The organism is Candidatus Neoehrlichia procyonis str. RAC413, from assembly GCF_000964795.1.
GTDB lineage: Bacteria > Pseudomonadota > Alphaproteobacteria > Rickettsiales > Anaplasmataceae > Neoehrlichia > Neoehrlichia procyonis.
Map to the genome: position 1 here is coordinate 1,034,585 of NZ_LANX01000001.1, position 15,831 is coordinate 1,050,415.

A 15,831-nucleotide genomic window follows, 5' to 3' on the forward strand; every position below is an offset into this window, starting at 1 on the left:
TACTATTTGTAAGTTATATTTATATAAAATTAATTATTTTGTGTTGTAATATCAGGCATGTAATGCACCATAAGGTTGTATTTATGCTTAAGTTAGTGTAGCCCGTTTATTAAATTAAGAAGGTAGTAAATACAACTTTAGGTGTAGGTTGTAGCCATTTGGACTACATGTATATAAAAATGGGTTTTCATTAGTTGGATATAGGAGTCAGATATAGTGTATAAATTGTGTTTGTGGAATATAGCGTATATTGTAAGTTTTGTATTAGTAATAGTTTTTTTTTATAATGCAGTATATGCTCAATCCTATGATGCTTCACAAGTTGCAGAAAAAGTAATATGTAATGTTATATTGTTTGTACAGAAACTTGGTTTACCGATTATGACGGGAGTAATTTTAGGTTCAAGTATTATGGCAATATTTGGAAGATTAGCATGGCCCGCAATAGTAATGTTAGTAGTATTTACAGCGATATTTTTTGGTGCAGCAAAATTAATTAATAAGTTTGCTGCGGGGATAAATATGGGGGCTGAAACTTTTGACTGTAACACAGCTGGAGTTAATAAATAAGATGTAGGTATTAATGCTAATAATTAATATGTGCTTAGTATGAAACTTTTAATTAGGGTTACTACTTATTTTTGGTGCTTTTATCAATGTATTTGATGGATAAAAACATTAAAAATATTTGCATCTTTATAGAGAGGGAAATCCATAAGATAAAATGTTGTGGATTTTAGTATGTTTGTAGTAACAGTAAGCAAATAGAGGTAGCTATGTATAGTGTTTTTTCATGGAAAATAGTGCTTATTATAAGTTTTATTATGATATTAGGTCTAGGGGGTGTTATAAGCGCTGTAGCAAAAGACGGGCAAGACTCAAGTCAGGTTGCAGAAAAAGTAATATGTAATGTTATATTATTTGTGCAGAAGCTCGGGTTACCAATTATGACAGGAGTAATTTTAGGTTCAAGTATTATGGCAATATTTGGAAGATTGGCATGGCCCGCAATAGTAATGTTAGTAGTATTTACAGCGATATTTTTTGGTGCTGCAAAATTGATTAATAAATTTGCTGCAGGTATAGGTATTGATGCTGAAGCATTTGATTGTAAAACAATAACAAAGGCTTAATTATTATGTTTTAGGTGATTTATGTTAAGCAAGGTTACTTGAAAGTTAGTTACTCATAACATGGTATATATTTATGTATTAATTGTATGAAGTGGAAATACCACTATATGATAATAGATACTATATCGAAATAAAATGGTTAGGTAGCATATTTATAAGGATTTCAAATTTATGTGAAAATATAAAAAGAACTATGTATTGATCAATGATACATTTTATGGCATATACGTTGTGTTTGTAATGGGTTGTAAGTTATAATTAGTAATTCTGCTTTTTTGTTTATATAAAATTAACTCTTCTATGCTGTAATAACGATACTGCTACACTAAATAGCAAATCAATTATTGAGGTTGTTATGAAAATTACAGCAAATAATCACTACCATCTTATAAAGATTAACATATTTTGAGCAGTGTAGTTTTTTCAGTGGATAAATATTTTTTATACTCTAAATAGTGTGTTGCACATAACAGGTGTTAATAAGTGGTATTTGATTTGATGATATCTAGAATTTGATTAAAAAGTATAGAGAGATGACTACATGTCATCTTTGTATAATTTGCTATGTAATAGCAGATAAAAAAATTATTAAGTTTTAATATTAATCAAAATGGTAAAAATTTATGGAAATGTTTAATGTGAAAATATTGGGCACGACATTTATTATCAGTTTAATTTTGGTGCTATGTACTGGATTTTTTACAGTGGCAAATGCAAATGCAGCTAAAGATTCTGAAACGGTAACACAACAAGTAATATGTAATGTAATATTGTTTGTGCAGAAATTGGGCCTGCCAATCATGACAGGAGTAATAGTAGGTTCGAGCATTATGGCAATTTTTGGAAGATTAGCGTGGCCTGCAATAGTAATGTTGGTGGTATTTACAGCGATATTTTTTGGTGCTGCAAAATTGATTAATAAATTTGCTGCAGGTATAGATATGAATGCTGAAAATTTTGAATGTAAACCTGCACCATAGTTATGTGAATGCTGAAAAGACTTTGAGCTAATTAACTGTTATTTCGTGGTGAGATTAATAAACTTTAAAATATTAAGTTGTTTGTAACTGTTTTATTAATGGTTAAACTTATCTATTGTGAGAGTTTGTTATAGTAGAAATTAAAAAACATAAGAACACATAACGAGGTATATATTAATGTTTAATGTGAAAATATTGGGAATGACATTTATTATCAGTTTGATTTTTGTGCTATGTACTGGATTTTTTACAGTGGCAAATGCAAATACGGCTAAAGATTCTGAAACGGTAACACAACAAGTAATATGTAATGTAATATTGTTTGTGCAGAAATTGGGCCTGCCAATCATGACAGGAGTGATAGTAGGTTCGAGCATTATGGCAATTTTTGGAAGATTGGCGTGGCCTGCAATAGTAATGCTAGTAGTATTTACAGCGATATTTTTTGGTGCTGCGAAGTTGATTAATAAATTTGCTGCAGGTATAGGTATTGATGCTGAAAAATTTGAATGTAAAGCAGCATAATGTTGGCAAATGCTAAGCTTTAATTGAATTACTAAAACTGACCATATTGTATAAATATTAAAAATATTATTTACATATGTTATTAACTTAATATTTTTAGTAAACTTGCTTATTATAACATAAAAACTTAGGAACACATACGAGGTATATATTAATGTTTAATGTGAAAATATTGGGAATGACATTTATTATCAGTTTGATTTTTATGCTATGTACTGGATTTTTTACAGTGGCAAATGCAAATACGGCTAAAGATTCTGAAACGGTAACACAACAAGTAATATGTAATGTAATATTGTTTGTGCAGAAATTGGGCCTGCCAATCATGACAGGAGTGATAGTAGGTTCGAGCATTATGGCAATTTTTGGAAGATTGGCGTGGCCTGCAATAGTAATGCTAGTAGTATTTACAGCGATATTTTTTGGTGCTGCGAAGTTGATTAATAAATTTGCTGCAGGTATAGGTATTGAGGCTGAAAATTTTGAATGTAAATCCGCATAATAGGAATTTAATTTTAATTGGTTGAGTGAAAGTCATAGTATTCACTAAATCTGTATTGCTAACGTTTTAATCATTTGTGTTGGTAATGTTAAAGAAAAAATAATGTGAAAAATAGGAGGTGACATTATTATCAGTTGAATTTTATGCTATATATTAAAGTTTGCAGTAATAAATGCAAAAAAGATCTAAATGGTAATACTTTTTTGTATTTAAACTGCTAATTATACAAGAATAGTGATGTGTTTAACTGTATATTGGAAAGTTAGCTAACTAGTCGGTAGTGTTAAAAGTATTTAAAGTAATATTTTTTAATTTTGTATAATTCAAGAAATTTGCAGGAAATATTAGGTATGAGCAAATTTTAATTGCAGGTTAAGTTATTATACAAGAATTTGTTATTAATAGTAAAAAAGTAATAATTGCATATATTTTTATTGTGATGTGGAAAGATATATAATGTAATGTGTATTAAATTTATCTGGTTGATATTCTAAGAAATATATTATTATTGTAAAAAATTGAGTACATATAGTGTACTGTATATTGTGACTTAGTAATGTATAATTAAAGGTTAATTGTATGCTTAGCATAAGTTATTTAGATATGCAATATACAGAATAAGTATTTTGTGTTAATTAAATCGTTTATAAATTGTTTTTTATTTTTATACAATACATAGGTAAGTAATTGTTTGTCTAAGAATGTTGTTACTACTGAAACATGTATATTATTATAAGAAATTATTTTGTATTTCCATTAGTTAACAATAGTATTTGTTGAATACTTTATAAGGTTTTCTTGCATAAAGTATTATAAATGTTATGTAAATAGTTCTATAGTTAATGTTACTGGTAAATATTTAAATATTGATAGATCTTCTTATCCAAGGGCACAAAGTGTTGTTGTTTGATAAACATAGTGTAGATGAATTTTAGTACAATAAATTTAGTATTTAGGCATTTGTAATATTTATGCATAAGGTGTATTGTTAACTAAGCTGATATATATGTTGATGTATAGGAAAATATAGGCTTATATTATAAAGTTTATATGAGTCAATCGCAAACATTATAGTGTTAGTTTAATTTGTTATTTTTTATATTTATAAAAAATTAATAATTTTATGCAGTAATTAGGTCCGCATTATTAGTGAGCCTTGTTTATGATTATTATGAATGTTTTATAAAAAACAATTTTATTTTATTAATATTCTTATCGTGTTGTTATAAGTTGCTAGTTCATTGTAATAAGTTAGTGTGTGATGTATAGATTTCCGTACAGTCTTTAATGGATATATTATATGCAACTCTTGAGAGATAGTTAATAATTTTAGTGTTATATGCTGTGCTGTTTAGTGCTAGGAAGGATTTATTATTTTGACTAACCCATATGTATATAATCCAGCCTATAACAAATGCATTACATAAGATATTGGTAAAGAGATTTGATCATATAACTTTAGTGACTGGGAGTACGTAATTTTAATATAGATTATTAAATAAATTAAGGAGTGTAATTTAATGTGTAACGTTTATTCATGGAGATTATTGTTTATTATAAGTGTAATATTATTTACCACTGAGGTTGGTACGTCATATGCAGAATATAGAGGAGGTGGCTCTATTGTTCAGGCAGATTCAGAAACAGTAGTAGGACAAGTAATATGTAATGTTATATTGTTTGTACAGAAGCTTGGGTTACCAATAATGACAGGAGTCATTTTAGGTTCAAGTATTATGGCAATATTTGGAAGGTTAGCGTGGCCAGCAATAGTAATGTTAGTAGTATTTACAGCAATATTTTTTGGTGCTGCAAAATTAATGAATAAATTTGCTGCAGGAATAGGTGCTGGTGCTGAAACTTTTGACTGTGGGTAAAATATAGAGAAGACAATGCTGAGTTATTGGTATATTAATGCACACTTTTATCGAATTAAATTTTTAGATGTTGTTAAGTGTGTTAATACCTAAAGATTATAGTTATAGTATATTAGATGTTGCAGAGTAAGTGACATATAGTATGTTTTTTATTAAAAAAAATTATGAGGGAGAGGTGGAAGGGATGAATTTAGTAAATTGTGGATATTATGCTAATGTTTATTAATAACGATTATATTGTATTTATAGAATACAATAGGAGTTATTTATATTGTATAATATTAGCAGGTGATATTTTGACTATAGATTTAATGAGAAATTTGTTATAAGTGTTTTGTGTGATTTTTTTGATTAACAAACTTATAAGAATCTTTTGATATTAAAGTTGATTAAATGAGTTGATATTGTTGAAATTTTACATCTAGCGATATAATTTTGACTATCGTTGAAGCAAAAAAGAAATGTAACATAAAGAATTATTAACTAAGCAGATATATCGTAAATAGTAGGAAATGTAGAAGAGGATTTATTTGTATAGGATTACTGTAGTGTTTTTATGGGTATCTATATGCATAATTAGAGAAACTCTATAAAAGATATACATTAAGTATAGGTTAAAAGTATAAAATTAATCTATGTTGTAAGCAAATGCCTATATTATAAAAAATTAAATTAATACATTAAAGTGTTTATGTAGGCATTTACAATTTTATAAAAACATATACATTAGTTACTGTTGTGATCAAATAGATGATTTAGTACGTACTGATAAATTATGAAATGAGTTCAGCAAGTACAAATGTTAATAAATAATACGTTTGAAGTAGATAAGTTGTTTATGTATTTGTAAATTTACATAAAAGATATGTAAGAATATTCTATATATAATATATTATTTTTAAAATAAGATAAAATTATAAGCTGTTAAAAAAAGTTTTTATTACGATATTGAACATGTAATACTGGGTATTATATTTTAGGTAAATTTATAGCTTTATAAGCTTTTATGAAAGATTATTTATATAAATAGTTAATATTATTAGCATGTCAAATAATAGTGATATATATTACTTTTGTGGATCATTATTGTATTTAGATGAACATAGTAGTATTTCTATGTTGATGTGAAGAACTTGATGCAATGGAGTTTTAGTCCTATTTAGGAGGTAAAATGTTAAGTAACAGTCGTATAGTAGTGTTTATTATAAGTTGTATATTGGCTTTAAGTGTGGGGATGTCTACGGCTGCTGATAGTTTGCAAGGGGCAGATGTAATAGTACAGCAAGTAATATGTAATGTGATATTATTTGTGCAAAAACTTGGATTGCCAATTATGACAGGAGTAATTTTGGGTTCAAGTATTATGGCGATATTTGGAAGATTAGCATGGCCTGCAATAGTAATGTTAGTAGTGTTTACAGCAATATTCTTTGGCTCTGCGAAATTGATTAATAAGTTTGCTGCAGGTTTGAATATTGGTGCTGAAAACTTTGAATGTAGAGAACCATAAATATATATATTTTATAGCTGATTATACATAGAGTATTTTGTGTTAGTGTTATACGTGTGTACTATATTGTTGTGATAAGATATGAAAGATGTGTAGTTCTATTAATGTAGGGGATTAGTTTGTCTTATTATTTAAAGTGTTAAATATATTTTTAATTATTTTAATATATAAGGATAAGTTAAGAAAGTATAATTAGTTGCTTGCTTTATAAAAATATAAATATATTGCCATTAAAACAGGTATTCTGTACCTATTATTTTTTGTGTATTGTTAATTGGTTATGTGTATATATATTATAAAATGTATGCAAAAGTAATTGCTTATTGTTAATGATCATGATGTATTTCCGTACAGTAAATTAAGATAATGAAAAATTATGTATAATAGGTCTTGGTGAAAATTTCCTAATATTAGTTTATACCAGCTATTGTTATTATGAATGTTATTAACTTAGTATTACATTGTAAAAACAAATGCTGACTGTAATACTAGAGATTAGATATGTTGTGAAAGGGAAGTTTTATATATCTAGTTAATTAGATATTAATTATATGTTAGTATAAGTATTTTATGAATAACATTATTAGATGTGCCATGTATGATATTATAATTATTGGTCTGAAATATGTTCTTTCTTGAAGGGTTAATGAATAAGCTTCTGTTTAAAGGTAATGATAATGTGGAAGCAAAAAGTGATAGTGTACATAGTGAAAATCAAAAAAGAGTAAAGGATAATAGAATAGATTTTATTTCAGCTGCTTGTCATTATAATGAAAATACTATATTGAATAGAAATGGTGAGCTTATACAAATTATTAAGATAGAAGGTTATGCTTCAAATGTAAAAGAGCGTAGAGATGTAAGGGAGGTAATACGACAAAGTATTATTGATAGTGCAAAAGAACTAGAGGTTTCTTTTTGGATATATACAGTTAGAAAACGTCATATATTTGATTTGCAATGGATGAAAAAAAATGACTTTTCTGATGAATTACATGAAATGTATAAGGTACATACAGATCAGAAGTATAATACATATGTAACTGAATTATATATAGCAATTGTAACTAGCCATCTACGAGAAGATATCAAGTCATTGATAGGGGCACTATCTTTTAGGTTTTTAAAGAAAAAACATAAAGATTTTTTGTCTAAGAAATGTGATCTGCTGGATAAGATTACAGATTGTATATTAAAAAATTTACAAGATTTTAATGCTAAAAAACTAGGATTATTGTTAACGGATACAGGAAATTATAGATCAGAGTTACTAGAATTTTTAAATTATTTAGTGACTTTTAGAAATGATGAATGCTTTCTTGAACATAAAAACAATGCCTATATATCTTCTAAGTATAAGATTGATATGGGATTTAATGTATTTAGAGTTACAGATAATGATAGTAAAAAATTAGGTACTATTTTAGGAATTAAGGAATATTTAGGAGTGTCATCAAGTGCAATAAATGTATGTTTACAGCAAAATTGTGAATTTATAATTGTAGAAATTATTAAGTTTGTGAATAGTAAAGATGTAGTTAAAGTATTTAAATCACAAGCAGATATTGTTCGAATAAGTGGAGATCAAAAATTTGCGCAAGTAACTTGTTTAGATGATTTTGTAAATGTTAGTAGTAATGGTGAATTTGATTTTTGTGAACATAAAATTAATTTTATTATTATATCGAATACAATGCAGATGTTACAAAAGGACATTATGTCTGTTGTTGCTGCCTTGTCAGTTATTGGAGCCATACCTGTAAGATTTGATTTAAGTATGGAAGATAATTTTTGGTCGCATGTACCTGGTAATTTTCCTTTTGTATTGAACATGAGATATTGTGTGATAAAACATGCATGTGTTTTTGTTATGTTAGATAATTTTTCCATAGGAGCGTTAAGGTATGGAAGATGGGGTGAAGCAATAAGTATATTTTTTTCTTATAATAAGCCTTATTTTTTTAATTTTCATGTTAAAAATTGTGGTCATTGCTTGTTTATAGGACCACATAATTCTTCAATGACATTGTTAATTAACTTTATATTATCAGAATCTAGAAACGTTAACGCAAAGATTTTGTTATGTGATTATAGTGGTAAATCTATTATTTTTGTTAAAGCCTTATGTGGAAAATACTATAGAATAGACTCTAATATTAATAATAATACTTTTTCTTTTAATCCCTTTAATCTTGAGGATAATGCTGTTAATCGTAATGTTGTAGTAGGTGTATTGAGAAGAATGAACTATGGAACAAAACTAATAAACGATGAAGAAGTAGCATTAGTCAATAAGGTAGCAGATGATTTGTTTTCTATTCCTATAGAATCAAGAACACATGAAAAAATTTATGAATGTTTACTTGTGCTTGGTAAAGGAATTAAGGATTGGATTAATGATAATAAATTTGCCCATTTTGTTAAGGGCGGCAACAGTGTTAATTTTATGGAAAATCTTATAGGTATTAATATTGGAATGATTATTAGTCAACCTGAGTGTATTTCAGTAATTATGTACTACTTTTTTAATATTTTGGAAACTTATCTTGATGGGTCTCCAACAATTTTAGTAATATATGAAGCATGGTTAATGGATATAGTTTTTTTGTTAGAAAAGGAATTTGATGATTGGATGTATAGAATGGGACAACTAAATGTTGTTGTTATTTTTGCTTCTGAAAGTACGCATGCCATGATTTCTAGTAAAACGATAGGGTACCTAAATAAACACATTGACACTAGAGTATTTATGCCAAATGTTGTAATTAGTAGTCAACTTTCTATGCAAACACTTGGATTATCAAGGAAAGAATTAAATAGCATGTTTCAAATATCTGAGCATAAAGGTCAATTTTTTATAAAACAAGGTGATGCTTCTACGGTGTTAACTCTTGATATAAAAGATAAAAAAGAAGCTAAAGTATTATCTGCGACTCGAGAAGGTATTCATCATATGTATGATGCTATAAAAGAGAAAGGAGAGAATGCAAAAGATTGGCTGCCTGTTTTTTATTCCAAGAGTATTTAGCAATTATCTAATTTGAGTATTAGTGCTTTTATGTCAACGTAAAAGCACTATTATATATTTAAAGAATATGGAATTAAGCTTTAGGTTTGTGCTGCTAAGAATTACATGTGTTTATATTTAATTTTATTAAACATTAAATTAAATAAGTAATTGACTGTTTTATATTTTGACAAGCTTCTTTTGAATAATGATGTCCTTTATTGTGTTATTGTAAACACCGATAATTTACTTGAGAACAATTAATGATGAGTTTTATTATATAATTTGCCAGAAGCATACATAAGGTTTATTACAGCTAAAAATTAAAACTTACTATAGGTGGTTGTAAACTTAGATAGTTTTTAAATGTCGTTTTTATATAGTTATAATGGCAATTGTTTACAAATGTGAAATATGAAAAAGGATATTAAATTATGTATTATGTGATCAGAAAAGATATTTAAAAAAATTACAAAGTTTTTTAATGAGGATTGTATTAATAGTGTAAATTTTTTATGTTTTTTGTTGATTTTTGGGTCAAATCTCTATTTTTTGTTATTCATTGCAATAAATATCATGTATTGATGTAGGTTGTTTTAGATAATTTGTTATCTTAAAGAAAAGCTAATTATATTATATGCAAAATTTCTAAAATACATGATATGTACATAATAAATGTAATAATATATGTGGAACAATACTTTATAGTGCAGCTTAATAGTAGTAATTGTGTGTTATATATTAAGACCTGTATTATTTTGTGAGAATAATACACGTTATGTGAGCAACAACTTATAGTGCTATAATAAACGCTAGTAATAATGCTTTTATTTAAATGTAATTAATTATTATCTGTCAAAAGTCCTGTTTTGTATAACTTAAATAAATATTGAGATAACATGCATAGTAATGCATTTTTATGCAATATTGTTATAGACCAGAGTACATTGGGGATATGTAATGCTCTTTATGATTTATAGTATATAAATAATAAAGTTTATGAAAAATACTTATGCTATTTGGATAGTATATAATATTTTTAGTGAAATTAATATTTAATTTACGTAATATAATACATACATATATATATGTGTGAAATAAGAGAATTAACGTAGCTATATATAATTTATTTTTAGCAATATAAAAACTATTTTTGTAATGTGTATTGTAATCAGCTGCTGTTGCATATTTTGCATGAGAAAATAAAATGGGTAAAAGTTTTTTTCTGGCAAGTATATTATTTATTTTAGTGATATTTTTAGGATTCTTTTCTAAAGCTGAAGATTATCCTAATACTGAAGATATTTTACCATATGAAGAAGATAGTACTTTTGTGGGGTATAATAGGTTTTTTATTCCTAAAGCAATGCGAGAAGGAACATCATATGAGCCAATTATAGGTGTACTAGGAAGGGGATATTATCATCCTAAAGGTGATGTATGTACTGTTGGAAGATATCAAATGGTAACTTGTTATAAAAGTACTTTTTTAGGATTTTTTAAAAGAAGTAATAAAGATCAGTTACAAATATGTGCATGTGCTATTAGTAATGATTATATGATTAGTGATTATTTAATGTTTGGGTTGCCCTTTGCAGGATTGCACTTTTCTATAAAATATTTATATCAAAATTTACCTAAATTATTTAATGAGTTTGGTGGTTTTGATTTTAGAGTTAGGCAATCTTATCTTGAACATAAGAGAGTTGATAATATGGAACTTGATGAGAAAATTAATAATTACTGTATTGCAATAATGTCTCATAAGAAGCCGGGAGAGTATGCATGTATAGATACAAGTATTAGAGGTCCTGAGCCATTTTGTGATATCATCCCACAAAAGTCAAATATAAAAGTTATGCCTATAGCATTTGATAAACAATCATTTTTTGTTCCAGGAGTACATGTAATTATAGATGGTCAAAACAATACTTCAAGTGAAGTTGATATATATATGAAATTAGATAAACAGCAAAGTTCTTATAAGATTCCTTTTGAAAATATGGAGCATTCTATAAAGGATGTATATAGAAGAAATTTTAGCTCAGTATGTGTAGATTATGAAGATAGTTATGGTGTTGCTACTAAATGTTTGCCGATGCCGTATTTACAACGACCAGTCATTAAAGAGCTTAGAGATGATAAAGTGAATGTTATGTTTAAAGAATGTAAAGATTATTCTAATGATAAGGCAGGTAAAGATACTAAATATTGTAATTTTGAAATGTTGGTAGGAGATAAAGATAATAATCTTGGCTTTTCACTTATTAAGCCTAAGTTTAATATAGATAAGTATGACTTTAATTCTGATTTTAAATGTGAGGATGGATCAGATATTAAGTCAAAGAAAAATTGTAAGGTACATAGAATATATGAAGAAGATGCAAATAGTAATGTGAAATGTTTAGTAAATGTACCATTCTTTAAGCAAAAGTATGTTGTCAAACGAGATAATAGATATTATTGGCTTAATAAGCTAGATAAAATTTTACTAGGTTATAGTTATGATATAGGACAATGTGATGAATCAGCATCTTTAGATCTTGCAACAATGAGTCAAGATTTAATAAATAAGATGGATGTTAGGGATTCATATTTTTATATGGAACAAAATATACATCAAAATGAGCAGAAACCTTGTTTAAATAATAATATGTATTACGTATATACTAATAATAGAGCGTTTGCAGGTAATGGATTATGTAAAGAATCTATTATGATAAGTGATTTTTTAGGTAAAAAAAAACCTGCTTGCAAAACTAGATTTTTTAGTGAGGATAATTACGAAAACTTTTTTCTAAAAGATAATGAAGATGAAGAAAATGGCAAAATAAGTGTTCTTAATGATATGATGCAGGGAATGTGTATTAGTAATTTTCCTTCACATGAGTATAGTATTAAAGATGATAAGAATAAATATTTATTAAATATCAATGGTGATAACACTAAATGTGATTTTATAAAGATAGAAGCATGGGGAGGAGGACAATCAGGTTCTTTGGATAATTATGCAGTGGGTAGGCCTGGTGGTTATCTTATGGGTATTTTAAAACTTGATAATAACATGGAAAAACATTTGCTGATAGAGGTTGGTAAAGGTGGTAATAAATCAGAAAAAGTAGGGAAAGATACAGAAGTGAGATTATGTGATGATCAGTTCGGTAATAATTGTTCTATAAAGCTAATAGCAAATGGTGGAGGTAATGAAGATTTTTTACAAGATAATTCTAAGGGATATGAAAATCTAATACATTATAGGGTTGCTACTGGACGTAGTCATGTTGGTAATAATGAAATTTTTATACCATATCAGAATATTAATTTAGAAAATGGTGTAGTTCGTATGGACGATAAAGAATGTATAAGTAAAGGATTGGAAAAAAATCCTAATAAATACCCAGGTGCTGGAGGTTGTGCTAGAGGTGATACTTCTTCTGCCCAGGAAGGTGCTAATGGTATGGTAAAATTAACATGCGAAAAATGGTCAGGTGCTCCTGGAAATGTAAAAAAGTGGGAAGATATTAACTGTGGAGAGTATTTTATACATTTATCTCAAATTAAACATCAATGTGGTGAAAGATTTTCATTAGGTGTAGACGCTATTATTGATATGTTATCTAAATCGCAGTTTTGTAGGTCATCGTTTAAAGGATCGTTTAAAGAATTGTTAGGAATAATTAAGCAACTTTCTAGGAATATAAGAATGATTGCTGATAATGAAATAGGGCCTAGTCAAGATCAAATGTCTACATTTATATCTCATATTTTATCGGAGAAATTAGAATTGGAAAATGGTAAATTGATGTCTTATATAAGAGAATTAGTGAGCAGTTGTTCATCAGAAAAATCAATGATTGGTCGCACAAGTCCACATGAAGGAAAATCTCAGGAAGATCAACAAAAACATAAAACAACTCCTAAAGAAGTTAAGAAGGAAATAAGGGATAAAAAAAGGTATGATCTATTAGACTTCTTAAATGCGCTTAAACACAATAACAGATGTGTAGATAGACAGAAATTTGCATCTGTGTTGGATTCATTGATGAAACAGATACCTAAAGGAGTGTTTATTACTCGATTTTCTATAGATGATCATTTGACAATGGATGAGCAAAAACTGTTTACACCATCATTAGAAGTATTTAGTAATAAATTTCCAGTATATTTAGGACGCCTTTTCTTATTGATTAATGAACTTGCTAATGCAGGTGTAAGTATCAATGAAAGTATTTATGTAGATAAGGTTGTAAGTTTTATGAGTGAAACGTTAAATAATGGATGGGATGAAGAATTTATGAAGCTTGGTATCAATTTAATAATATTTGCAGACTTGTTTCATGCTTGTACAGGAAAATTGATTGGTGATATCAATCAGCAGGGTAATATGAACATACAAGATGTTATCAACGATAATAGTAGTCAGCAGGAGAGTACGAACACAAGAAATGTTATCTATGATAAGGATGGTCAGCAGAAGAATATGGGCAAAAATGTTGCCTATGGTAATAATGATCAGCAGAAGGGTATAAACACACAAGATGTTATCAATGATGATAATGGCCAACAAAAAAGTATGAGCATAGAAGATGTTGTCAGTGATAGTGTTGATCAAAAAAGTATGAAAAAAGGTGCTATCAACGATAGTAGTGTTCGACAAGGAGATATGAGAACAGAAGATGTTGTACATGATAGTAATCAACCTGATGATAGTGACCAGCAAAATATGAGCATAGAAGGTGTTGTCAGTGATAGTGTTGATCAAAAAAATATGAAAAAATATGCTATCAACGATATTAGTGTTCAACAAGGAGATATGAGAACAAAAGATGTTGTATATGATAGTAATCAACAGGAAAGTATGAGCATACAAAATATTCTCTATGATAGCAGTGATTCACAGAAAAAAATGAGCACAAAATATGTTATCAACCTACTTCAAGTATTGAAGCAACATAATAAATGTAGAGATGGGGAACAGTTTGTATTAACATTAGATAAAGTTATGACTAAGTTGCTTAAATCAAGATTTTTTGATTTATTATATGTTCCAACCCCTATAAAGGATTTAGTCTTATTGATAAAAGAACTTGCAATTGGTGGTAATGTAGTGAATGAAATGATTTATTCACAGAAGGTTTCAGAGTTTGTAAATAAAGTGAGAAGTAATGTTGAGGATAAACAGGTATTTTTAGATTTAGGACTTGACCTGGAGATAAAACCTACACGTTTTCCTAAGCACAGATATACTGACGCATATGGTGAAGTCAGTGAGTTAGAAATGCCGTCTGATGATGTTACAGAAATATTTGTAAATTTATTTACTGACTGTGTGACTAAAGAGATAGCAGCTTATCCTTATTGGGGTACTGATGCGCATTATATACACATAAGGTAATAAAGAATATAGTTTATGGTAAGTGAATAGAAGTGCTATCTGATGAGATTATAGAAAAATATTTATAAATTTATTTACTGACTGTGTGACTGATAAAATTACAGCTATTATCCTTAAGGGAGGGGGTACTAATACGTATTATGTACACGTATTAAAGAACATAGTATATAAAAACCATCTGATGAATTAAACTTGGACTGTTAGTGGATATAATAGAGACAACTACAAACTAAATAATATAAATGGTACTTGATAAATTATGAGGTGTCTTATTGTTTAGTAAGATATAAATTACAATGATATATTATGAATTCATTGTTAAAATTCATATCGGATATAGTAATTAAAGCACTTAATATATTAAGAGATTATATATTGAATTCCTGAATTTGGATTAGTGAGATATTTTTATCACTTATTAGTACGTATAAAGATATTTTAATACAAAAAAGATATTAAATATTTTTTATAAAACTATTATTATATTTTGCTGCCTTTTATACTGATTTTTTTCATAATGCTCTACATTAAAGAATAATTTCAATATTATTTTGTACTAGCATTGTACTAGTAATTTTACAGTAATTTAAGTAGCCACTGATTGGTAATTTATATTTTTTAGTAGATTTAAAATTAGGAATTAATTTTTATCAATTATAAAGTATAGTTATTATTACTTAATGGTAATTTTATGGAAGTGATTTTGTATAATTTACAGGCTATATGAGTAAAAATATCTTTTTAAAATGATATGATAATATTTTACTTTTTTGTAATTGTAGATAATTTCTACTCTGTAGAGCCTGAGCATTTTTATTATATTAATACACCTTGTGGACTTATTGTTTGATATATGAAATTAATATATGAAATTAATCACTTCTGTAGTGTTCTATTAAGTG

Annotated in this window: 9 protein-coding genes; all 9 read left to right on the forward strand. The window is 27.4% G+C overall.

Annotation, left to right across the window (positions count from 1 at the left end):
• The first annotated feature begins 249 nt into the window (after window positions 1–249).
• The gene (locus NLO413_RS03925) at window positions 250–570 is read left to right on the forward strand and encodes a TrbC/VirB2 family protein (protein ID WP_410517985.1); all 321 of its coding nucleotides are present in this window, start codon (window positions 250–252) and stop codon (window positions 568–570) included.
• Window positions 571–776: 206 nt separating this feature from the next.
• Window positions 777–1,133: a TrbC/VirB2 family protein gene (locus NLO413_RS03930; RefSeq protein ID WP_045809185.1), complete on the forward strand. Its 357-nt coding sequence runs from the start codon at window positions 777–779 to the stop codon at window positions 1,131–1,133.
• Window positions 1,134–1,756: 623 nt separating this feature from the next.
• The gene (locus NLO413_RS03935) at window positions 1,757–2,113 is read left to right on the forward strand and encodes a TrbC/VirB2 family protein (RefSeq protein WP_269744830.1); all 357 of its coding nucleotides are present in this window, start codon (window positions 1,757–1,759) and stop codon (window positions 2,111–2,113) included.
• 201 nt (window positions 2,114–2,314) lie between these two features.
• Window positions 2,315–2,638 carry a TrbC/VirB2 family protein gene (locus NLO413_RS03940; protein WP_045809414.1) on the forward strand — a complete coding sequence of 108 codons (324 nt, stop codon included), beginning with the start codon at window positions 2,315–2,317 and terminating at the stop codon, window positions 2,636–2,638.
• A 178-nt stretch (window positions 2,639–2,816) separates the two neighbouring features.
• Window positions 2,817–3,140 (forward strand): TrbC/VirB2 family protein, encoded by a 324-nt coding sequence (locus NLO413_RS03945; RefSeq protein WP_045809415.1) that lies wholly within the window; start codon window positions 2,817–2,819, stop codon window positions 3,138–3,140.
• A 1,520-nt stretch (window positions 3,141–4,660) separates the two neighbouring features.
• Window positions 4,661–5,017 (forward strand): TrbC/VirB2 family protein, encoded by a 357-nt coding sequence (locus tag NLO413_RS04970; protein WP_045809186.1) that lies wholly within the window; start codon window positions 4,661–4,663, stop codon window positions 5,015–5,017.
• A 1,171-nt stretch (window positions 5,018–6,188) separates the two neighbouring features.
• Complete coding sequence (locus tag NLO413_RS03955; protein ID WP_045809187.1) at window positions 6,189–6,527, forward strand: TrbC/VirB2 family protein; 339 nt, start codon at window positions 6,189–6,191, stop codon at window positions 6,525–6,527.
• A 625-nt stretch (window positions 6,528–7,152) separates the two neighbouring features.
• Complete coding sequence (locus tag NLO413_RS03960; protein ID WP_084229833.1) at window positions 7,153–9,555, forward strand: VirB4 family type IV secretion/conjugal transfer ATPase; 2,403 nt, start codon at window positions 7,153–7,155, stop codon at window positions 9,553–9,555.
• Window positions 9,556–10,741: 1,186 nt separating this feature from the next.
• The gene (locus tag NLO413_RS03965; protein ID WP_045809188.1) at window positions 10,742–14,929 is read left to right on the forward strand and encodes a hypothetical protein; all 4,188 of its coding nucleotides are present in this window, start codon (window positions 10,742–10,744) and stop codon (window positions 14,927–14,929) included.
• The last annotated feature ends 902 nt before the right edge of the window (window positions 14,930–15,831 follow it).

What these genes read in the sequence shown, in the direction of transcription:
- NLO413_RS03930 (WP_045809185.1), top strand. Translation starts at nt 777, where the DNA reads ATGTATAGTGTTTTTTCATGGAAAATAGTGCTTATTATAAGTTTTATT.
- NLO413_RS03935 (WP_269744830.1), top strand. Translation starts at nt 1,757, where the DNA reads ATGGAAATGTTTAATGTGAAAATATTGGGCACGACATTTATTATCAGT.
- NLO413_RS03940 (WP_045809414.1), top strand. Translation starts at nt 2,315, where the DNA reads ATGACATTTATTATCAGTTTGATTTTTGTGCTATGTACTGGATTTTTT.
- NLO413_RS03945 (WP_045809415.1), top strand. Translation starts at nt 2,817, where the DNA reads ATGACATTTATTATCAGTTTGATTTTTATGCTATGTACTGGATTTTTT.
- NLO413_RS04970 (WP_045809186.1), top strand. Translation starts at nt 4,661, where the DNA reads ATGTGTAACGTTTATTCATGGAGATTATTGTTTATTATAAGTGTAATA.
- NLO413_RS03955 (WP_045809187.1), top strand. Translation starts at nt 6,189, where the DNA reads ATGTTAAGTAACAGTCGTATAGTAGTGTTTATTATAAGTTGTATATTG.
- NLO413_RS03960 (WP_084229833.1), top strand. Translation starts at nt 7,153, where the DNA reads ATGTTCTTTCTTGAAGGGTTAATGAATAAGCTTCTGTTTAAAGGTAAT.
- NLO413_RS03965 (WP_045809188.1), top strand. Translation starts at nt 10,742, where the DNA reads ATGGGTAAAAGTTTTTTTCTGGCAAGTATATTATTTATTTTAGTGATA.